The 20,659-nt window shown below is 44.3% G+C and carries 14 protein-coding genes and 1 tRNA gene; 9 read left to right on the plus strand and 6 right to left on the minus strand.

Annotated features, from left to right (window positions below; all coding sequences use genetic code 11):
- The first annotated feature begins 20 nt into the window (after nt 1–20).
- Nucleotides 21–605 (plus strand): O-methyltransferase, encoded by a 585-nt coding sequence (locus AC23P2_RS22635; protein ID WP_487775317.1) that lies wholly within the window; start codon nt 21–23, stop codon nt 603–605.
- Between the two features lie 30 nt (nt 606–635).
- On the opposite strand, the gene AC23P2_RS22640 is transcribed toward AC23P2_RS22635, so the two are convergent.
- From AC23P2_RS22640 to AC23P2_RS22650, 3 genes are all read right to left on the minus strand, one after another.
- Nucleotides 636–1,205, minus strand: a complete 570-nt coding sequence (locus tag AC23P2_RS22640; protein WP_487775318.1) for a Crp/Fnr family transcriptional regulator — start codon at nt 1,203–1,205, stop codon at nt 636–638.
- Nucleotides 1,206–1,276: 71 nt separating this feature from the next.
- The gene (gene tig, locus AC23P2_RS22645; RefSeq protein ID WP_487775319.1) at nt 1,277–2,623 is read right to left on the minus strand and encodes a trigger factor; all 1,347 of its coding nucleotides are present in this window, start codon (nt 2,621–2,623) and stop codon (nt 1,277–1,279) included.
- A 138-nt stretch (nt 2,624–2,761) separates the two neighbouring features.
- Nucleotides 2,762–2,843, minus strand: a tRNA-Leu gene (locus AC23P2_RS22650).
- Between the two features lie 252 nt (nt 2,844–3,095).
- Between AC23P2_RS22650 and AC23P2_RS22655 the strand changes: the two genes are divergently transcribed.
- The 3 genes from AC23P2_RS22655 (at nt 3,096) to AC23P2_RS22665 (ending at nt 7,362) form a co-directional block, all read left to right on the plus strand.
- Nucleotides 3,096–5,354, plus strand: coding sequence for a RelA/SpoT family protein (locus AC23P2_RS22655; RefSeq protein ID WP_028527258.1), 2,259 nt, complete (start codon nt 3,096–3,098; stop codon nt 5,352–5,354).
- 107 nt (nt 5,355–5,461) lie between these two features.
- Nucleotides 5,462–5,965: a Fur family transcriptional regulator gene (locus AC23P2_RS22660; RefSeq protein WP_037302452.1), complete on the plus strand. Its 504-nt coding sequence runs from the start codon at nt 5,462–5,464 to the stop codon at nt 5,963–5,965.
- Nucleotides 5,966–6,072: 107 nt separating this feature from the next.
- Nucleotides 6,073–7,362, plus strand: a complete 1,290-nt coding sequence (locus AC23P2_RS22665) for an adenylosuccinate synthase (protein WP_487775320.1) — start codon at nt 6,073–6,075, stop codon at nt 7,360–7,362.
- Between the two features lie 267 nt (nt 7,363–7,629).
- Here AC23P2_RS22665 and AC23P2_RS22670 read toward each other — a convergent pair whose 3' ends face one another.
- The 3 genes from AC23P2_RS22670 to AC23P2_RS22680 all read right to left on the minus strand — a co-directional run bounded on the left by AC23P2_RS22670 (nt 7,630) and on the right by AC23P2_RS22680 (nt 9,878).
- Nucleotides 7,630–8,337 carry an NUDIX hydrolase gene (locus AC23P2_RS22670; RefSeq protein WP_028521764.1) on the minus strand — a complete coding sequence of 236 codons (708 nt, stop codon included), beginning with the start codon at nt 8,335–8,337 and terminating at the stop codon, nt 7,630–7,632.
- Between the two features lie 50 nt (nt 8,338–8,387).
- Nucleotides 8,388–9,290, minus strand: a complete 903-nt coding sequence (gene rimK / locus AC23P2_RS22675) for a 30S ribosomal protein S6--L-glutamate ligase (protein ID WP_487775321.1) — start codon at nt 9,288–9,290, stop codon at nt 8,388–8,390.
- A gap of 117 nt (nt 9,291–9,407) precedes the next feature.
- Nucleotides 9,408–9,878: an ATP-dependent zinc protease family protein gene (locus AC23P2_RS22680; RefSeq protein WP_487775322.1), complete on the minus strand. Its 471-nt coding sequence runs from the start codon at nt 9,876–9,878 to the stop codon at nt 9,408–9,410.
- 520 nt (nt 9,879–10,398) lie between these two features.
- On the opposite strand from AC23P2_RS22680, the gene AC23P2_RS22685 reads away from it, so the two are divergent.
- From AC23P2_RS22685 to AC23P2_RS22705, 5 genes are all read left to right on the plus strand, one after another.
- Nucleotides 10,399–13,659: a SusC/RagA family TonB-linked outer membrane protein gene (locus AC23P2_RS22685; protein WP_487775323.1), complete on the plus strand. Its 3,261-nt coding sequence runs from the start codon at nt 10,399–10,401 to the stop codon at nt 13,657–13,659.
- Nucleotides 13,660–13,678: 19 nt separating this feature from the next.
- Complete coding sequence (locus AC23P2_RS22690; protein WP_487775324.1) at nt 13,679–15,532, plus strand: RagB/SusD family nutrient uptake outer membrane protein; 1,854 nt, start codon at nt 13,679–13,681, stop codon at nt 15,530–15,532.
- A gap of 125 nt (nt 15,533–15,657) precedes the next feature.
- A complete protein-coding gene (locus tag AC23P2_RS22695) occupies nt 15,658–16,422 on the plus strand; it encodes a glycosyltransferase family 2 protein (protein ID WP_487775325.1) in 765 nt (254 codons plus the stop codon).
- A gap of 8 nt (nt 16,423–16,430) precedes the next feature.
- Nucleotides 16,431–17,132 (plus strand): hypothetical protein, encoded by a 702-nt coding sequence (locus tag AC23P2_RS22700; protein ID WP_487775326.1) that lies wholly within the window; start codon nt 16,431–16,433, stop codon nt 17,130–17,132.
- 24 nt (nt 17,133–17,156) lie between these two features.
- On the plus strand, nt 17,157–20,555 hold the full coding sequence (locus AC23P2_RS22705) for a VCBS repeat-containing protein (protein ID WP_487775327.1): 3,399 nt from the start codon (nt 17,157–17,159) through the stop codon (nt 20,553–20,555).
- Nucleotides 20,556–20,659: the final 104 nt, after the last annotated feature.

The following is a 20,659-nucleotide window of genomic DNA, read 5'->3' on the forward strand; positions in this document are numbered from 1 at the left end:
ACAAAGATAGACAGAAATTAATGATGACCGACTTACCCATCCCTCAAAAACCCGTCCTCCTCGCCGCCATCGACGCCGATGCCGCAGCCATTAGCTTTGGCCAGCCCTCCGATGACCTCACTGGAGCATTTCTTCGGACGTTTGTGGCCAGCAAACCCGCTGGAAAATTTCTTGAACTTGGTACGGGTGCAGGACGAGCAACGGCTTGGATGCTCGAAGGTATGACATCCGACGCTCACCTCATTTCGGTAGAATCGGACGAGGCACTCATCCAAATTGCCCAAAAACACCTTGGTTCGGATTCAAGGCTAGAACTCATTCACAGTTTAGGGGAGGACGTCATTGTGAAACTCCCGCAAAATCATTTTGACCTGATTTTTGCCGATACGTGGCCTGGCAAATACAACCACTTGGAAGAAACTTTGGCTTTGGTCAAAGAAGGCGGTTTTTATATCATCGACGATATGTTACCGCAGCCCAATTGGCCCGATGGACACGATAAAAAAGTGGAAAACCTCATTCAAACCCTCGAAAATGACTCCCGTTTTCAAATGGTTAAAATGACTTGGGCGTCGGGAGTTATTGTATTGGTGAAGAAAACGTAGAACTATCCCCGTCAATTTTAAAACCCAGTTTTACCATTTCTTTGCCCTCAAGCGGCTCAGGGTTTCGGAGGTAATTCCCAAGTACGACGCGATGTACTTGAGTGGTATTCGCTTGCTAATAGCTGGAAAAGACGTAATCAGCTGACGGTATCGCTCGTCAGCTGTTTTTTTACGTAGGTTTTGTGTTCGCTGTTCACTCAATACATAATAACGCTCCGTCAGCAGCCTCCCAACTTGGTTAAATCCTGGATGCTGGAGATACAACTGGTGAAGTCGTTGGTACGAAATTGACCACAAAACACAATCTTCAAGCGTCTCAATCAGTTCTTCGGAGGGTTGTTGGGTATAAAAACTGACAATAGATATGACAAAATCATCCTCTTTCATAAACCACGAGTTTACCTCAGCGCCTTCCTTTAGATAATACCCCCGCAAGCAGCCTTTTTCGACAAAGTACATCTTTTTGGCCACTTGCCCTTCTTGTAAAATCACCGTTTTTTTGGCAATTTCTTCCCTGACGACCGCCTCTTTCAGCGCCACTTCAAAATCGGGCGTAACAGTTGGCCAAAAATGTTTGATAAGTGCAGTTAGTGATTCCATAGCGATGAGTCCAAATAAAAGAGGCCGCCATTGTGTGGCGACCTCCTAATCTAAGCAATACATGTATGTGATTAGCTCAACGCGTTCACAATTTCTTTGAACTGCTCTACGTCAATTGTTTTTGCCTCAACTGCCACTTGGCCGCTCAAGTACTCAAACACTTTATCGTCAAACACCAAGTTGAACATCTTCGAGTAGTTGTTCTCTTTTTCGGTCGTTAGGTAGTTCATCGCAATTTTGCGGATGGTTTCTTCCATCTGGTCGCCCATTGAATCGCCATAGATACCAAATTGCTCACGAACCATGTCCTCAGCACGCGCAATCACTTCTGATTGCTCTACTTTGATTTCGGTTTGCTCGGCTAATTTGTTTTTAATCAACGACAACTTCAACGATTTTGTAAATTGTGGATAATCAGCGTCGATTTGTTCTGCGGTAAATTTACCTTCGTTCAATTGGAACAACCAATCTTTCAAAAACGCCTCAGGAAGGTCGATTTGGATGTTGTCCAACAACAACTGGTCGATGTCACGGCGCAATAATGAATCTGCTTCACGTGCGTAGTTACGTTGGATGATTTCGGCCACTTGTGAGCGGAACGACTCCTCGTCTTCTGCTTTACCTACGCCCAACACCTTATCAAAAAACTCTTGGTTGATTTCTGAAGGCGCTTGGCGCGTGATGTCTTCTACCACAAAAGCGTATTCACCCGCAAATTCAGCGATTTCCTCCTCTTTTTTACCCGTCAAAAGCGCAATAGCTTTGTCATCCACAAACGTATCACGAATATCAAATGTTACTTCACTTCCTTTGGTCAAACCAACGAATTTAGCTTGTGCTTCTTCTTTGATTTGTTTTGAAGGAATCGCCGTTTTAGTAGAAAATTCGCCACCGACTTGCTTCAATTCACCGTAAAGCATATCACCCGCTTCCGACGTTTCAGGGTTGATTTGGCCCGTAAACTGCGTACGAAGGTTTTCGATGGTGTCGTTAAGTTCCTTTTCTCCTGCCTCAATCGTGTAAGAAGAAACCGCAGGCAATGCACCGATATTCACCTCAAAATCAGAGGCTAAACCTAATTCGTAGCTAAATTCAAATTCCGTTTGTTTGTCCCAATTAACCGCATCTGTTTTTTCACGGTTAATTTGTGGGTCGCCCACTACGGCAAGTTTGTTATCACGGATATAGTTACTTACGGTTTCAGAAAGCAAGTTATTCACTTCGTCGATAACAATGCTTTTACCGTACATTCTCTGGATTACATTAGCAGGTACTTTTCCAGGACGGAAACCTTTCAAAGCTACGCGCTTGCTATAATCTTTGATTGTTTTATCTACTTTTGGTTGATAATCCTCTTTCGCTAATTTGATGGTTAGCGTGGCATTGGTGGGTGTGCTTTTTTCTAACAGAACCTCCATGATATATGTTTAAATTTCTGAATTGGGGATTTTGAAAATATGCTATAAAAAAAATGAGTGAATTAGGTTAGCGAAAAAGTGGGTAAGAAATCACTAAATCACTAAGTCACTAAATCACTCATTTATAAAACCAGATAGTGCGGGCGGAGGGACTCGAACCCCCATGCCTTGCGGCGCCAGATCCTAAGTCTGGTATGTCTACCAATTTCACCACGCCCGCAGCGTGTGTGTTTGGGGATGCAAAACTACCTTTTGTAAATACAAGATGCAAGCTTTTTTTTATTTTTTTTATCTTTCTTAAAAACAGAAAGCTATCTCTTTTGGCCTATACTTGCTATAAATCAATAATTTACCTTCAAAAAAAATGTCTATTTTTTTTTACTACTTCATAAAAAACTTGTTAAAAACACAACGATTTATTACCTTAGTCGTATTGAGTACAACAAATTTCGGATGACCGAACACCAATAACATGCCCATCGAAGTAGAAATTGATTTGGAATTGGAGCGCTTAGAAATTCTTAAAAGGTACCGAAAACTATTACGCGCCGCCAAACCCTTCTTAAAAGATGATGACGCCAAAAAAATTAAGAAAGCGTTCAATCTGTCGGTAGAAGCTCACAAAGACATGCGCCGCAAGTCGGGAGAGCCGTATATCTACCACCCCATCGCCGTCGCCCAAATATGCGTTGAGGAAATTGGCCTCGGTACTACCTCTATTATATGTGCGCTGCTTCACGACGTAGTAGAAGATACAGACTACACCCTCAAAGACATCGAGCATCAGTTTGGGCCTAAGGTTGCCCAAATCATCGACGGCCTAACCAAAATTTCGGGACAGTTTGAGTTTGGCACGTCGCAACAAGCCGAAAACTTCCGTAAGATGCTCCTTACGCTCTCGGACGACATTCGGGTCATTATGATTAAGCTCGCCGACCGCCTCCACAACATGCGCACCCTCGATAGCATGGCGCGTGACAAGCAGCTAAAAATTGCGTCCGAGACTATCTTTATCTATGCCCCACTCGCCCACCGTTTGGGATTGCACTCGATAAAAACCGATCTTGAAGACCTCTACCTCAAATATACCGAGCCCGAAAGCTACGAGGAAATCAAAAACAAACTGCGTGCGACCAAAACCTCCCGCGATAGGTTTATTAATAAGTTTATCGAACCTATTGACATCGACCTCAGAGAACAAGGCTATGACTTTGTAATTAAAGGGCGCCCCAAGTCGATTTATTCGATTTGGAACAAAATGAGGAAGCAAAAAAAGCCCTTTGAAGAAATCTACGATTTGTTTGCCGTACGGATTATTATGAATTCGGTGGACATTAAGGCGGAGAAATCAGATTGCTGGCACGCCTACTCGATCGTTACCGACCACTACACGCCCAATATCGACCGCCTCAAGGATTGGTTGGCCACGCCCCGTGCCAACGGCTACGAATCGTTGCACATCACAGTAATGTATCGCCCCGAAGGGGCCGACAAAGGACAGTGGGTGGAAGTACAAGTTCGTTCAAAACGAATGGATGAAATTGCCGAAAAAGGAGTAGCTGCCCACTGGAAATACAAAGGCAACGACACCCGCACGGGGCAAGGAATCGACCAGTGGATTAACCAAGTCCGCGAAATGCTCGAAGCAACCAAAGACAGCAAATCGGCCGCATTGGAGTTTTTGGACGATTTCCGCAGTAACTTGTTTGCCGAAGAAGTTTTTGTCTTTACCCCAAAAGGTGAGCTTCGGGTACTACAACGCGGTGCAACAGCCCTCGATTTTGCTTTTGACATTCACTCTGAAGTTGGCGCACGCTGCATCGCGGCAAAAGTTAATAATACGTTGGTGCCCATTAGTCAGCCACTAAACAACGGCGACCAAGTGGAAATCATCACGGCCAAACGTCAAAAACCAAGCGAAGATTGGCTCAAGTTCGTAGTGACCTCCAAGGCCAAAGCCCGTATCAAAGAACTTATCAAGGAAGAAAACAAACAATACATCAGCGATGGCCGTAGTATTATTGAGAAAAAGTGTAAAATCTTACACCTTGACGTTACCCTTGAGCTGATCAATCAGCTGAGGGCCTATTTTAACTGTAAAACCCCCAGCGACCTTTATTATCGTTTTGGAAAAGCCTACATTCAACCTGACGAAATCAAGAAATTCAAACAGGAGAAAGAGGCAAAACAGAACATACAAGCCAAAATCAATACCGACGACCTCCAAGACGGTAAGCAGTTTACCAAAGAGCTCAAAAAAATGCACGGCGAGCGCACCGATGCCGACGCACTGCTCATTGGCGAAGACATGGACAAGATTGACTACATCTTGGCTCAATGCTGCAATCCTATTCCTGGCGATGACGTGTTTGGGTTTGTGACGGTCAACGAAGGCATCAAAATTCACCGAACTACCTGCCCCAATGCCCCAGAGCTTTTGTCGAACCACGGCAACCGCGTCATTAAAGCAAAATGGACGTCACAACAAAAAATTGCTTTTTTGGCAGGACTCCGCATTGACGGCACCGACCGCGTGGGATTGGTCAATGATTTGACTCGGATTATATCCAATGAGCTCCACATTAATATTCGTTCTATTTCGGTAGAAACCGAAGAAGGGCTCTTTGAAGGACTCATCAAACTGTATGTTTATGACACCCGGCACTTAGAACAACTCATCCACAAAATCGAAAAAGTAGATGGTGTATTTAAAGTAGCGCGGTTTGATTGAAAATTAGTACTTTTGCTATTCTAATTTGAAAATTTGCCAATGCACCCAATTTGAAAACCAAGGTTCATTTTCAAATTTTCAAATTTTCAAATTTTCTTATTGTAATCATGCCACAGGCCAAGCACGAAAACTTAGAAGCTGCGAAGCGCATTCTGACTGCCTACTTAGAGCGCAAAGGGCTTCGCAAAACCCCTGAGCGATTTGCGATATTGGAAGAAATATACACCCGTGAAGACCACTTCGACGTGGATGAGCTGTATATTTCGATGAAAAACAAAAAGTATCGGGTAAGTAGGGCAACTGTTTATAATACATTGGATGTACTCGTTGACTGTGATTTGGTTACGAAACACCAGTTTGGCAAAAATTTAGCCCAATACGAAAAAGCTTACGGCTCTCGCCAACACGACCACCTTATTTGTATGGATTGCCACCAAGTAATGGAGTTTTGTGACCCTCGCGTCCAAAATATTCAAAACATGGTGGGCGAACTTCTTAAATTTAACGTACTTCATCACTCGTTAATTTTTTATGGTAATTGCCAACGGGCAAACTGTGAAAATAAAACCAAGGCCATCGCCGAACGGCCCAAAAGAATAGAAGTTGAATAGTGCGGAGAGGGGCTACTTGCCCAACATGCACCGTGCCCAACCCCAACCCTATGGGCATGTATCACATCCAATAAAATCCCCTTCAGGGTTAGGGGTTATAATTTCTAATGAAAGTTGATGTATTACTCGGCCTCCAATGGGGCGACGAAGGAAAAGGGAAAATAGTGGACGTTTTGGCGCCACAATACCAAGTGGTGGCACGCTTCCAAGGTGGGCCTAATGCGGGGCATACACTCGAATTTGACGGTTTTAAGCACGTTTTGCACCAAATTCCGTCGGGGATTTTCCGTCCTGAAATCAAAAACGTTATCGGAAACGGGCTTGTACTTGATCCCATCGTCCTCAAAAAAGAAATTGATGGCTTGGCTAAGTTCAATCTCCCACTTGATAAAAACTTGTTTATCTCAAAAAAAGCGGCAGTCATTATTCCAACCCACCGCTTGCTTGATGCCGCCTACGAACAATCCAAAGGTGCTGCCAAAATTGGCTCTACGTTACGCGGTATTGGCCCTACTTACCAAGACAAAGTAGCGCGGATGGGGCTGCGAATGGGCGATATCCTTTCTCCAAATTTCAAAGAAAAGTACAGCCACCTAGTGGATCAGCACAAGGTAATCCTCAAGTTTTATAACTATGAGTTTGAAACCTCACTCGCCGAAGCTGAACAAGCGTTCTTTGAAGCAATCGAATTCCTCAAACAATTCCAATTTGTTGACAGCGAATACGTAGTGAACGAATCACTCGAAGCTGGTCAAACGGTATTGGCAGAAGGTGCCCAAGGCTCATTGTTGGACATTGACTTTGGTTCGTATCCTTTTGTAACCAGTTCTACCACCACTGCTGCGGGGGCTTGTACTGGCTTGGGGGTTGCACCAAAACACATCGGCGAAGTATTCGGGATTTTCAAAGCTTACTGCACACGCGTAGGAAGCGGCCCATTCCCTACCGAATTGTTGGATGAAGTTGGAGAACGTATCCGTCAAGAAGGACGTGAGTTTGGTTCAACCACGGGGCGCCCGCGCCGTTGTGGATGGATTGACCTTCCTGCCCTCAAATACGCCATTATGATCAACGGCGTGACGCAGTTGGTCATGATGAAAGTCGATGTATTGAATATTTTTGATGAAATTCAAATTTGTACGCACTACCAATTGCCCGACGGTAGCACTACAGACCAGCTTCCTTACGACCTTTGCGACGAAGAAGTAACGCCTGTTTATAAAACGTTGAAGGGCTGGGCTACATCACTAGAAAACCTTCATTCGTACAACGAGATTCCAGCAGAACTTGCTGCTTACATTGAGTTTTTAGAAGCCGAATTGAAACTTCCAATTAGCTTTATCTCAACAGGGCCTGACCGCGAAGCGATTATCCACCGCGAAGCACAAACAGCTTAGATAAGCGGTTAGCAATCAGCTAATAGCGAAAAACACAAAAGAGGTTATCCAAAAAGTAACAGGTTACAAAATATTCTTTGGTTTCAACCTCATCCCAACCCTTCTCCTTCCAGGAGAAGGGCTTTTAAAGTCCCCATCTCCAGAAAGGCCGCGACGGCGTACCGTGAGGGGGATTTAGGGGACGGTCGGCCGCTGCCGTGAGGTTGAACAGACGCCGAAGATAATTTGGTGATACCAGACTTTTTGGACAGCCTCTTTTTAGTATCGTTAAAATTCAGGATTTGAGACAAAATTCAGGAACGAATTGCTATACGTTTTATACTTTTCTTCATTGACTTGGTACAGGTACGCTCCTTTTTTAGAAGACTTTTGCTTTTCCTTTAACTTCACCAACAAATGCGTTGAAAGGATTTTACGGCTAAAATTCCTCTTATCAAAAGTCGTCTGAAAGATGGCTTCGTACAGTTTTTGAAGCTGAGGAATTGTAAATTTTTCGGGTAAAAGCTCAAAGCCAAGCGGGTGCAAAGCTGCTTTGTAGCGTAGTTTCTGAATCGCCAAGTCTATCATTTGGCGGTGGTCAAACAAAATCTCGTCGGGCATTTGACTCACTGGAAACCACTGCGCATGATGCACTTCCGAAACGCTCGAATCATAATGTTCGACATTAATCAGGGCAAAATACGCCACCGAAACCGTGCGTGCGATGGGGTCACGGTGAATGTCCCCAAAAGTGTATAATTGTTCGAGATAAACCTCCTTCAGTCCCGTAAGTTCGTACAAAATTCGCTCGGCCGACAGTTCGAGATTTTCATTTTCGGCCAGCCACCCGCCCATCAGCGACCAAGTGTCGATGGTAGAATCAGGGCCACGTTTTACCAGAAGGATATTTAGCTGGTTGCCATCAAACCCAAAAATAATGGAGTCAAGCGCAACAAGGTATTTAGTTTGTTTACTGTAGGATGCTATATCGAGCATAGAGTACTTTTTTCATCATAGGTTCAAAGTCGAAAAATAGTACATTTTACCTATACCCCAATCGTATCCCCCTCATCCATCGGTTTTTTTTCTTCAATATACCCAATTATCAAGTCTGCGACATTGATACCTGTTACCTTTTCGATACCCTCCAACCCTGGCGAAGAGTTTACTTCCATAATCATCGGCCCCCGATTTGACCGAATCATATCAACTCCCGCGACCCTTACTCCCAGTGCCTTCGCCGCTTGTAAAGCTGCTTTTTCTTCTTCGGGTGGTAGCAAAATGGCTTCTGCTTTTCCGCCACGGTGAAGGTTTGAACGAAACTCTCCCGTCGTTCCTTGGCGTTTCATGGCAGCTACCACCTTGTTTCCTACCACAAAAGCCCGAATATCGGCTCCGTTGGCTTCCGCAATGTATTCTTGAATCAAGACATTGGTTTTTAGCCCATAAAAAGCTTCGATCGTCGATTTGGCTGCCTTATTAGACTCCGCCAACACCACGCCCACGCCTTGGGTACCTTCTAGTAGTTTAATAATAACGGGAGGGCCATCCACCAGTTTAATCAAACTATCAATGTCTTTTGCTTGATTGGCAAAAACTGTTTTGGGAATTTGCACTCCAGCTTTGGAAAGAATTTGCAGGCTTCGCAATTTGTTTCGCGACCGCATGATGGCCTGCGACTTCACCGTCGTAAAGACTTTCATCATCTCAAACTGGCGCACAACCGCACTTCCGTAGTCGGTCACGGATGCGCCGATTCGAGGAATGACGGCGTCGATTCCCTCAATTTCTTTGTTTTTATACAGAATAACAGGCTTTTCTTCCTCGATGAGTACATGGCACAACGCATGGTTAATCACCACTGCCTCGTGGTCGCGTTTCTCGATGGCCTCGACTAATTTTCGAGTAGAATATAACTTAGCATTGGTTGATAAAACCGCAATTTTCATAATTGGAAAAACAAACAATGGAACGCTCCACAAGGCTTCCTTTGACCCTCGCGTTTTATGTTCCTACGTGACAAAATTATAAGGAAGTACGTTGAGATAATATTACGTTTTTGTTAACTACGCTTTGGCCCTACTTTTGCGTTGCATAAAATCATAGGATAAATTTTCGAGAGAGACATCCACCAAAAACCGACTACGCAGCAGCTTTCGCCCTAAAAGCACGGGATAACGCATCTGAGAACGGTCGGCCAGCGAAAACTCGGTTCTAATGCTTTTGCCAAAAAGTATTACTTTGGTTTTGATGACATAGCGCATTTCAGTCTGGCCAAACGAATTTTTGATGGCTTTTAGCTCAAATTGATCTGTCGTAAATTTTTGGTGCTTTTCACTGCGATGAGCAGGCAAGAAAAAAGAAAGAACACCTTCCTCCACGCTTATCTTGAAACAATGGATAGACGAAGTATAAGCGCCCGTGTCAATTTTTACACGAACGTGCGTTAGCCCCAAATCAGGGAAATCTATTATGTCGTTACGGCCAATGACCCGTTTTTCGGTCGTGCTAGGCTTCTTTTTCTTCTTGATTTCCATCACAGCAAAAGTACGGCAAAAAGTTAACTTGTTATAAAACGTTCCATCTGTTTTTAATGGTAAAATTCCTTACAATTTTGGTAGTATCTTAATCAAAAATGGTACAAAAACAATTTTTATTTGCACACTCAAACTAATTTTAGTCAGGTGCTAAACTCAAAAAACATTATTGGATGATAGCAATACAAAAGAAAACTATATATTATTCAACTAAGAATATTTTGTTCAAAAATTATAAAAAAATCGCTTTTTTAGTCAAAATACAATCAGTATTTGCAAAATTAAGCTAGGACTATTGCATTATATCAGTATATATTTGTACATTATATCATGTAAGGGATTTTATCGTCACCTTACACCTATCTATCAACCTAAACATACTTTATGACCCACTGATACTCAACTTCTTGAGGAGTGTTTTTAGGCCGCTATAGCCTCTTCGTCCTAACTCCAAAAATTGATTTTCTCTGATACCGAATTTTTTTCATTTTATCTATCAACTTCATAATCCCAATTTCTTATGACAAAAGTGAGCTACAAACTCAGTTTGCTAAGAATGCCTCTGGCTATGCTACTCGTGGGTCACACGGTTAGCAGTTATGCCCAAGAAGCAACTCGGTGGCAAGCACGTCAAGAAAGCAAATCGGCGGTATTTGCTAAACTCCAACCTGAACGCAACGCAGGGAATCTGGCGATTACCGTCAAAGGTAAAATCACAGATGAGCAAGGGCAGGCATTGCCTGGCGTAAGTGTTGTTGTCAAAGGAACCTCGGTAGGTACCTCAAGCGACATCAACGGCGCTTACTCCATCAACGTTTCGGATGAAAAAAGTGCCGTACTCGTATTTTCATTTATTGGGTATTTATCGCAAGAAATCCCAGTAAGTAACCGTTCAAGCGTCAATGTAACTTTGGCCGTTGACGTAAAATCCCTCAATGAAGTCGTAGTTGTAGGTTACGGTGTTCAAAAGAAAGAAACCATAACAGGATCGGTTGTGAGCGTAAAAGGGGGTGACTTGGTAAAATCACCAGCCGTTAACCTTTCACAATCACTCGCAGGTCGTTTACCAGGGGTTGTAGCTACCAACCGTAGTGGTGAGCCAGGTAACGACGGTGCTGGTATTCGTATTCGTGGTTCAAATACCTTAGGAAACAACTCTGCTCTTATCGTAATCGACGGTATTCCCGGTCGTGAAGGGGGCTTAGATCGTATCAACCCTAACGACATCGAAAGTATCTCGGTTTTGAAAGATGCCTCGGCAGCTATCTATGGTGCGCGTGCGGCTAACGGGGTTATCTTGATTACCACCAAACGTGGAAAATCGGGTAAACCAGAACTTTCGTATTCATTGAACCAAGGTTGGTCGCAGCCTACGAAACTTCCATCGTTAGCTAATGCAGCACAGTACGCCGAAATGTTGAACGACTTGGACATTTATGGATTACCATCATCAGAATGGGCTGCTGCTACGGCTGCTTATAAATCGGCGGGGGTTTATACAACCGCTGCTGGTGCACAACGTAAGGCACCTTATCAACCTGATGATTTCAAAAAGTACTTAGATGGATCTGACCCTTGGGGACACCCAAATACTGATTGGTATAGCGCTACGCTCAAAAACTGGTCACCACAGGTACGGCACAACGTTCAGTTAAATGGAGGAAGTGAGAACGTAAAATACTTAGCATCGCTTGGTTATCAAAATCAAGATGGTAACTATATTAACTCTGCAACTGGTTACAAACAATACGATTTCCGTATCAACTTGGATGCAAAAGTTAACAAGTTTATCAGTGTAAACCTAGGGGTAGCAGGTCGCCAAGAATCCCGCTCATACCCTACTAAAAGCGCAGGAGCCATTTTCCGTATGTTGATGCGTGGTAAGCCAAACCAACCAGCTTACTGGCCAAATGGCTTCCCTGGTCCTGACATCGAAAACGGTGAAAACCCAGTAACAATCACGACCAATGCCACTGGTTACGACCAAGACAAGCGTAACTACCTCCAAACAAACGGTCAGTTGGACATCAAAATCCCTGGTGTTGAAGGTTTGAAATTTACAGGAACAGCTTCAATCGACGTTTTGTCAAGAAACCAACGTCGTTGGGAAACACCTTGGACGCTCTACGAACGCGGAACTGGCTTTGAGGCAGACGGCGTAACGCCAAAACTCATTGCAAGTAAGCGTGGACCAGCAGAACCACGCTTGACATTGACGAACACCAATCAGCTCAACGTCTTGTTGGGAGGAGTTCTTTCATACGAGCGCAACTTTGGAGGCCATAGTGTTACTGTTTTGGCGGGTACCAACAAAGAAACTATCCAAGGTGATAACTTCAATGCGTACCGCCGTTATTTCCTTTCTACCGCCCTTGACCAAATCTTTGCGGGTGGTGACTTGGAGAAAAACAACGGTGGTGGTGCTTTTGAACGCGCTCGTTTGAACTACTTCGGTCGGGTTGCTTACAACTATAAAGAGAAATATTTAGCTGAGTTCTTGTGGCGTTACGATGGTTCGGACATGTTTCCTTCTGCAACTCGTTATGGTTTCTTCCCTGGAGCCATGGTGGGCTGGGTACTTTCTGAAGAGGAGTTCATCAAAAAATCACTTCCAATTTTCAATTATTTGAAACTTCGTGCGTCATACGGACAAATGGGTAACGACCAAGTGTATTTGCCAAATACTGAAACTCTTGCAACTTACCAGTACTTGTCAACCTACGGTTTCCGCAGCTATATTATCAATAATACAGAAACAAAAACGTTGTACGAAACTCGCGTTCCTAACAACACCATCACGTGGGAAGTAGCAAACAATGCCGACATCGGTTTGGAAGGGCAACTCCTAGACGGAAAAGTTAGCTTCGAATTTGACGTATTCTCTAACAAGCGTACTAACATCTTGTGGTTTAAAAATGCCTCAGTTCCTCAATCAACTGGTTTGACTTTGCCAGCACAAAACATCGGTGAAGTATCTAACAAAGGATGGGAATTTAATGTTGGTTACCGTAACCAAGCTGGTGCATTTAAGTACAACGTAAGCGTAAATGGTGGCTATGCTCAAAACAAAATCTTGTTCTGGGATGAAGCTCCAGGAGCTCCTGACTGGCAACGCACTACTGGCAAACCAATCAACGCCGTACAGGCTTATATTTATGACGGAGTATTTAAAGATCAGCAAGAAATCAATGAAAACAAAATTGATTACAAGGCCATCGTAAATACACTCCGCCCTGGTGATATGAAGTACCTTGACTACAACGGTGACGGAAAAATCACTCCAGACGACCAAGTACGTACTACGTTCAACAACATTCCTAAATTCCAAGGAGGTATCAGTTTGATTGGTAGTTACAAAGGATTTGACGTAAACATCTTATTCCAAGGTTCTACGGGTGCAAAACAATACGTTAGTCCAGGTGAAATGGGTAACATCGGTAACTACTTGTTAAATATGTACACTGACCGTTGGACAGTAGAAAATCCAAGCAGCGTTCACCCTCGTATCGCTAACCGTAGCGACCAGTACTTCTCAGGAGGTAACACCTACTGGTTTAAGAGCCGTGACTATATTCGTTTGAAAAACTTTGAAGTAGGTTATACGCTTCCGTTTTCTCTAACAAACAAGGTAGGAATGAATAATTTCCGCTTGTACGTCAATGGTCTTAACTTGTTCACAATCAGCAAATTTAAGGATTTTGACCCAGAATCAGATTCTACAACAGGTCAATACTATCCACAACAACGGATTATCAACGCTGGTTTATCAGTTACATTCTAATTTCTTTGACAGAAACAACATGAAAGGATTCAACTATTTATCTATCACTGCCGTTTCAGCCGCTTTATTTCTTTCTAGCTGCAATGGCGATTTTGTCAATACCAAACCTTTAGATCAGCTTTCTGAATCGACGGTATGGACTGACGCGGCTCTAAGTGAAGCCTTTGTAACCGAAATCTACGCTGGACTCGGCCAGGGTGGTTTTAATGAGCAAATGCTTGCTTCTCTCACTGACGAGACAATGTTTACGCACCCAGGTCGTGGTATTACAACCATCACGGAGTCTCGTTCAAACCCTGCCGATATTGGTTGGGTAAACGGTACACTTAGCTGGCAGCAAATGTACCTTCGTATTCGTGCTTGTAACTTGGCACTTAGCAAACTTGAAAAGCCTCTATTTACTGACGCAACGCTGGTTGATCGTTTAAAAGGCGAGACTAAGTTTTTACGTGCTTACTACAACCACCAATTGGTGCGTTACTACGGAGGTTTTCCAGTAGTAGAACGCGCTTACGAATTGGGGGAAGCTGACTACCTCGCTGAGCGTAGTACGTTTGAGCAATGCGTAAACTCTATCGTAAAAGATTGTGATGAGGCTGCTACTTTGTTGAACGGTAAATCTCTCGCAGCTGGCCGCGCAAACCGCGCAGCGGCTCTTGCCCTTAAGGCGCGTATTCTTACGTATGCTGCCAGTGATTTGCATGATATGACTAAAGCAAAAGCAAAATCAACGGTATTGGCAAGTTTCTCAAAACCAGAATTACTTGGTTACACAAGCGGAAGCCAAGCTGACCGTTGGCAAAAAGCAAAAGATGCAGCCAAAGCCGTATTAGACTTGTCGGGCTATGGTTATGCACTTACCTTATCGGCTCCTGCTTCAAAAGATGAAGGTTTTAACAACTACCATAACATTGCTATGGGAAGAAACGGTGGCGAGAAAGAGCTTTTGATGGCACGTTATTTTATTAACGCTAAACAAGAAGACGGTGGTCGCCAAGGTCTTTTCAACGGCCCCAACGGTTATCACAACTGGGCAGGAAATACGCCTATTCAGTTGATGGTGGACGACTACGAAATGATGGACGGTAGCAAATTTGACTGGAGCAAAGCAGAACATGCTGCTAAACCATACGACAACCGTGACCCACGTTTCTACGCTTCTATTCTTTATGATGGCGCCAACTGGAAACCACGTACGGCCGACGTAGCAGCGAAAGATCCTGTCAACCAAATCCAAACTGGAACGTACGAAATCACAAGCGGTAGCTCTAAAGTACCTGTTTTCGGACTCGACACTCGTAAGTCGTCGGTAGAAGACTGGAACGGTAGCTACACTGGTTATTATGCTCGTAAGTTTGTAGATCCTAGCCCAGCGATTGTTGACCAAAACACTTGGCAACAAATTCCTTGGCCAGTATTGCGCTATACCGAAGCGGTATTCAACTATGCCGAAGCGTGTATCGAATTAGGCCAAGACGCAGAAGCTCGTACGTGGCTTAACAAAATCCGTTTCCGTTCGGGTATGCCAGCACTCACTGAGTCTGGAGATGCGCTTCGTCAGCGTTTACGCAACGAAAAACGCGTTGAAATGTACTTGGAAGAGCAACGCTACCACGATACTCGTCGTTGGATGATTGCTCCTACTACCCTCGGACGTAAGGCCAACGGTATCAACGTAACGGGTACGCTCAAAGCAGGTAAAACAGTTACGCTTTATAAGTACGACCCAACTAGCTACGATTACACTTACAAAGTGTTTGAAATCGACCCTGGTAAGGAAAACCGTGCTTGGTTGGATAAAATGTATTATTTGCCAATTCACCGTGATGAAATGAACCGTAACAGCAAGTTGGTTCAAAACCCTGGTTACTAGGTCATTTTATCGCTATCAATTCACTAAAAAAATCTACCTCTTCATGGGAGGTAGATTTTTTCTTTTGATTGGGGCAACACATTCGCTTTTTTCCTAAACTGCATCGTTTTTGAAAAAATCATTTCATGTCTCCTGTATTAACCATCATTACAATTACGTACAACGCCGAGACTTTTTTGGGAAGAACCCTTGAAAGTATTTCTGCAAATCTGGCTTTTATCAACGGTTCTCAGCGCTCCCTTGTCGAATACATCATCATCGACGGCGCTTCCAAAGACAATACATTGGCCATCGCACAACCGTATCATGCCATGATTAATACCCTTGTTTCCGAACCCGACAATGGCTTATACGATGCCATGAACAAAGGTTTACAGCACGCAACGGGCGAGTATGTTTGGTTCATGAACGCAGGGGATGAAATTCGAGACAGTAAGGTACTTTCAAAATTATTACCCTTATTGGCTGAAAAAGCAGATGTGTATTACAGCGATGCCATGTTTGTAAATGACGACGGTACCGAAGTAGGGTTGCGCTCGCAAGTTACACCACATCGGCTACCACAGCAACTCACTTGGCAAGACATGGCAATGGGAATGAAAGTTTGTCACCAAGCCTTTATTGCTAAACGAGCCTTGGCTCCGCTGTACGACATCCTAAACCTGAGTGCAGATATTGGCTGGGAAATCGAAATTTTAAAAAAATCAACCCGAAACTTTTACCTTGATTTTCTATTATGCAATTACCTCACGGGGGGTGTATCGGTGCAAAAACACCGTCAATCACTCCAAGATAGGTTCAAAGTATTGGCCAAACACTTTGGTTTTTTCCCAACCCTCTGGAATCACGTTTTGATTGTGCTAAGAAGTATTTTGCGAAAAATAAAATAGCCATGACCATGAAGGCAGTTAGTTTATTCTTAGTAATGCTGTTCTTCATTCATCCAATGAAGGCACAAGAGTTTTTTAAGGTAAAGGCAGGGGAAGACCCCAAAAAAGCTATTCCCGCCACTGTGCAATACTTTTACCCCCAATTTCAACCAGGAAAGGTTATTTTTTATAATGGGCATACCACAAACGCCCAGCTTAACTATAACTTGCTTTTGGGAGAAATTCATTTCGTAGGGGTACAAAATGACACCCTATCACTTGCCAATGAGCAACTGATTAAAATGATTCTTGTAGGGAAACAACCTTTTGTTTTTGCCCCCAAATATGGTTACTTGCTTATCGAAGCCAACGATTCTTCTTCCGTTCGGCTTGGCCGAAAACAGCAATTTAGGTTAGCTAATCTGGAAAAAATTGGGGCATATCAACAATCAACAGGAGCCTCATCTATTCGAACATTTACCGTTTTTTCCAACGGAAATGGCTCTGTCCAAAAGCTTGACCCCAAAGGTGATGTTGTCTTTAGTAAAAACACTACTTATTACTTTATTGACAAAAACAACAGCTGCTATAAAGCGACAAAATCATCGCTTTTTAAAATACTTCCTAAGTATAAAAAGCAGATTACGAATTATTTACAAGAAAACAGGCCCGACTTTAGAAATGAAAAAGACCTAAAAGATATTATTCAATTTTGTCGTCAGTTTCCCTAATTTACCTTCGATTCCTACTTTTTTATGAAGCTAACATCTACTCTTTATATTGCTTGTTTCACCTTTTTTCTCGCCAGCTGTACCAAAACGTCAGATGATAAAGACGAACAAGCATCCAGCGAACCCACACTTTTTACGCAGCTAACCGCCGAACAAACAGGCGTTGATTTTCAAAACATCATCAACGAAGGACTCAATACCAACGTATTGATGTACGAATATTTCTACAATGGAGGAGGCGTGGCCGTGGGTGACCTCAACGGTGACAGGCTCGAAGACCTGTATTTTACGGCCAACATGAGCGATAATAGACTCTACCTCAACCGTGGTAACATGAAATTTGAAGACATCACGCTGCCGTCGGGAGCGGGAGGTCGGCCAGGGCCTTGGAAAACAGGTGTAACCATGGCCGACGTCAACGGCGATGGTCGCTTGGATATCTACGTCTGCCACTCGGGAAACTTAATGCCCGAAAAGAAGGCCAATGAGCTGTTTATCAACCAAGGGAACAACGCCCAGGGCATTCCTACCTTCATAGAACAAGCGGCGGAATATGGCCTTAACAGCATGGCCTCAAGCACCAACGCGTACTTTTTTGACTATGACCGCGATGGCGATTTGGATTTGTTTTTGCTCAACCACAACATCAAATCTTTGCCCGTTTTGAATGAATCCAATAGTGCGGAATGGATAAAAATGAATGATGAGGTCAGTGGCTCTCGACTTTTTAGGAACGATAACAAACGGTTTACCGACATTACTACTGCATCGGGCATTAATAGTTCACCGCTTTCGTATGGTTTGGGAGCTGGAATCGCCGACTTTAACCAAGATGGCTGGCCTGATATTTACGTAAGCAATGACTATACCATCCCCGACCGCCTCTACATCAACAATCAAAAGGGAGGTTTTACCGACCAACTTGGGCAGTCAATTGGGCATATTTCACAGTTTTCGATGGGGAACGACGTAGCAGATGTGAACAACGATGCCTTACCCGATATTTTTACCCTCGATATGTTGCCCGAAGATAACCGCCGTCAAAAATTGCTCATGGCTCCTGATAACTACGAAAAGTTTGACATGACCGTGCGGTCGGGTTTCCAAAAGCAGTTTATGCGGAATATGCTGCAACTTAACCTCACCCTGCCCTCTCCTTCCAGGCGAGGGTTCAATACCCCTTCTCCTGAAAGGAGAGGGGGACAGGGGGTGAGGTTCTCCGAAATCGGCCAAATGGCGGGCATTTCCAACACCGATTGGAGCTGGGCGGCATTGTTTGCTGACTATGACAACGACGGCTGGAAAGACCTCTACATTACCAATGGCTACCTTCGCGACTATACCAACCTCGATTTTCTGAAATACATGAACGATTTTCAGCAAAATGCGACCAACGTAACCCGCGATGACGTTATGAAACTCGTGCAACAAATGCCCGCCTCAAACGTGGTCAATTATGCCTATAAAAACAACAAAGACTTAACGTTCAAAAACGTTGGTTTGGCTTGGGGATTGGGGCAACATTCCAACAGCAATGGTGCGGTATATGCCGACTTGGACAACGACGGAGATTTGGATTTGGTGGTCAACAACATCAATGCCCCCGCTTTTATTTATCAAAACGATGCCAACAAAAAGCTCCAAAACCACTACCTCAAAATCAGTTTGGCTGGCTCAGAAAACAATCGTTTTGGAATCGGTGCCAATGTAACCATTTTCCAAAAAGGCCAACCTCAGTACCTCGAACAAATGCCCATGCGTGGGTATCAGTCGAGCGTGTCGGGTGTGCTCAATTTTGGATTAGGGACAAATGCCACCGTCGATTCGCTGCACGTAACGTGGCCTAACGGCAAACAACAACGCATTTCTAACGTTAAAGGTGACCAATGGCTGACGCTCAATGAGAAAGACGCAACGTTGAGTTCTTTCAAGACTGCCTCTCCCACGCCGCTTTTCCAACCTACCTCCTCGCCTATCGCGTACCAACAGCCTTCGACAGCCTATAATGACTTCAAACGTCAGATTTTGATGGTTAATCCGCAGTCGTACATTGGGCCGTGTCTTGCCAAAGGCGATGTGAATGACGATGGCCTCGAAGACGTCTTTGTTGGAGGTGGAAACGGACAAGCAGGGGCATTGTTTTTACAACAAAAAGGCAGTTCGGACGCTGCTCCACGTTTTGCCAAAAAAGCCCAACCTGCGTTTGAGGCAGACGCGAAGAGCGATGCTTCGGACGCCGTATTTTTCGATGCCGACGGTGATAAAGACCTTGATTTGTACGTTTGCCACGGAGGGTATGCCAATTTTCAGCCCAACGACCCGCTTTTGCAAGATGCCCTTTACTTGAACGACGGTCAAGGAAACTTCACCAAAAACGCCGCCGCGCTTCCTTCTATGCCCGTGAGCACAAGTTGCGTTCGAGTCGCTGACGTAAACGGAGACGGCAAATCTGATTTGTTTGTGGGTGGGCGAGTAGTGCCAGGAAGTTATCCCGAGACTCCGCAAAGTTATCTCTTGCTTAATAGTCCCTCAGGGGGAGTAAAATATTCCCCCGTTGCGGGCTGGGGAGCTGGGCTTGGCATGGTCACGGATGCTGCTTGGCTTGACCTCAACGGCGATAAAAAGCCCGAACTCATTGTCGTTGGGGAATGGATGCCCGTGACGGTGTTTGAAAACGTGAATGGTAAATTGGAAGAAAAAACGGATAGCTATTTTGCCCAAAAATACAGCGGCTGGTGGAACAAATTGCTGGTGGACGATTTCAACGGCGATGGTAAAATGGACTTAGTCGTGGGGAACTTAGGGCTCAACTCGCAAGTGAAAGCCTCGAAAGAACAACCTGCCGAATTGTACTTCAAAGACTTTGACCAAAATGGCCGAATTGACCCTATTTTGTGTACATACATTCAAGGAAAAAGCTACCCGTACGTCACCCGCGATGAGTTGATTGGTCAATTGCCAATCATGGGAAAACGCTACACCGACTACAAAACGTACGCCGATGCGACGCTGCAAAATGTTTTTGATTCGTCGGAATTGAGTGGTGCAGGGCATCTTGAAGCCAATCACCTCTCAACGACGCTATTTATATGCGGGAACGATGGAAAATTTGCCCCACAAGCCCTTCCACTCGAAGTCCAAGCGTCGCCTGTTCATGCGTTGGTGGCGTTGGATTACGACAAAGACGGCAAAAAAGACTTATTGTTCTGCGGAAATCAGCTTCATACTCGTCTGCGCTTTGGCCACTACGATGCCAATTTTGGCGTACTGTTACACAACGATGGCCAAGGCAAATTCAGTTATGTACCCCAAGCGCGTTCGGGCTTTATGTTACAAGGCGAAGTACGAAGTGCCATTTCGGTCAACAATTACCTCTTTTTTGGGATTAATCAACAAGGCGTTGTTTCGTATAAAAGCAATTAAATCACGTCAGAGACGTGAATCCATGTGCGCCCCGAATCGTAGTTCGGGGCGTGCTTAGATAGCGCGAACGTCCCGTTCGTGCTAAAGATTCAGAGGCTTCCAGC

The sequence above is a fragment of the Runella sp. R0.1_18 genome (assembly GCF_057652155.1).

Excerpts from the sequence above, each read along its gene's own strand:
- AC23P2_RS22635 (WP_487775317.1), top strand. The coding sequence starts at position 21 with ATGATGACCGACTTACCCATCCCTCAAAAACCCGTCCTCCTCGCCGCC.
- AC23P2_RS22640 (WP_487775318.1), bottom strand. The coding sequence starts at position 1,205 with ATGGAATCACTAACTGCACTTATCAAACATTTTTGGCCAACTGTTACG.
- tig (WP_487775319.1), bottom strand. The coding sequence starts at position 2,623 with ATGGAGGTTCTGTTAGAAAAAAGCACACCCACCAATGCCACGCTAACC.
- AC23P2_RS22655 (WP_028527258.1), top strand. The coding sequence starts at position 3,096 with ATGCCCATCGAAGTAGAAATTGATTTGGAATTGGAGCGCTTAGAAATT.
- AC23P2_RS22660 (WP_037302452.1), top strand. The coding sequence starts at position 5,462 with ATGCCACAGGCCAAGCACGAAAACTTAGAAGCTGCGAAGCGCATTCTG.
- AC23P2_RS22665 (WP_487775320.1), top strand. The coding sequence starts at position 6,073 with ATGAAAGTTGATGTATTACTCGGCCTCCAATGGGGCGACGAAGGAAAA.
- AC23P2_RS22670 (WP_028521764.1), bottom strand. The coding sequence starts at position 8,337 with ATGCTCGATATAGCATCCTACAGTAAACAAACTAAATACCTTGTTGCG.
- rimK (WP_487775321.1), bottom strand. The coding sequence starts at position 9,290 with ATGAAAATTGCGGTTTTATCAACCAATGCTAAGTTATATTCTACTCGA.
- AC23P2_RS22680 (WP_487775322.1), bottom strand. The coding sequence starts at position 9,878 with ATGGAAATCAAGAAGAAAAAGAAGCCTAGCACGACCGAAAAACGGGTC.
- AC23P2_RS22685 (WP_487775323.1), top strand. The coding sequence starts at position 10,399 with ATGACAAAAGTGAGCTACAAACTCAGTTTGCTAAGAATGCCTCTGGCT.
- AC23P2_RS22690 (WP_487775324.1), top strand. The coding sequence starts at position 13,679 with ATGAAAGGATTCAACTATTTATCTATCACTGCCGTTTCAGCCGCTTTA.
- AC23P2_RS22695 (WP_487775325.1), top strand. The coding sequence starts at position 15,658 with ATGTCTCCTGTATTAACCATCATTACAATTACGTACAACGCCGAGACT.
- AC23P2_RS22700 (WP_487775326.1), top strand. The coding sequence starts at position 16,431 with ATGAAGGCAGTTAGTTTATTCTTAGTAATGCTGTTCTTCATTCATCCA.
- AC23P2_RS22705 (WP_487775327.1), top strand. The coding sequence starts at position 17,157 with ATGAAGCTAACATCTACTCTTTATATTGCTTGTTTCACCTTTTTTCTC.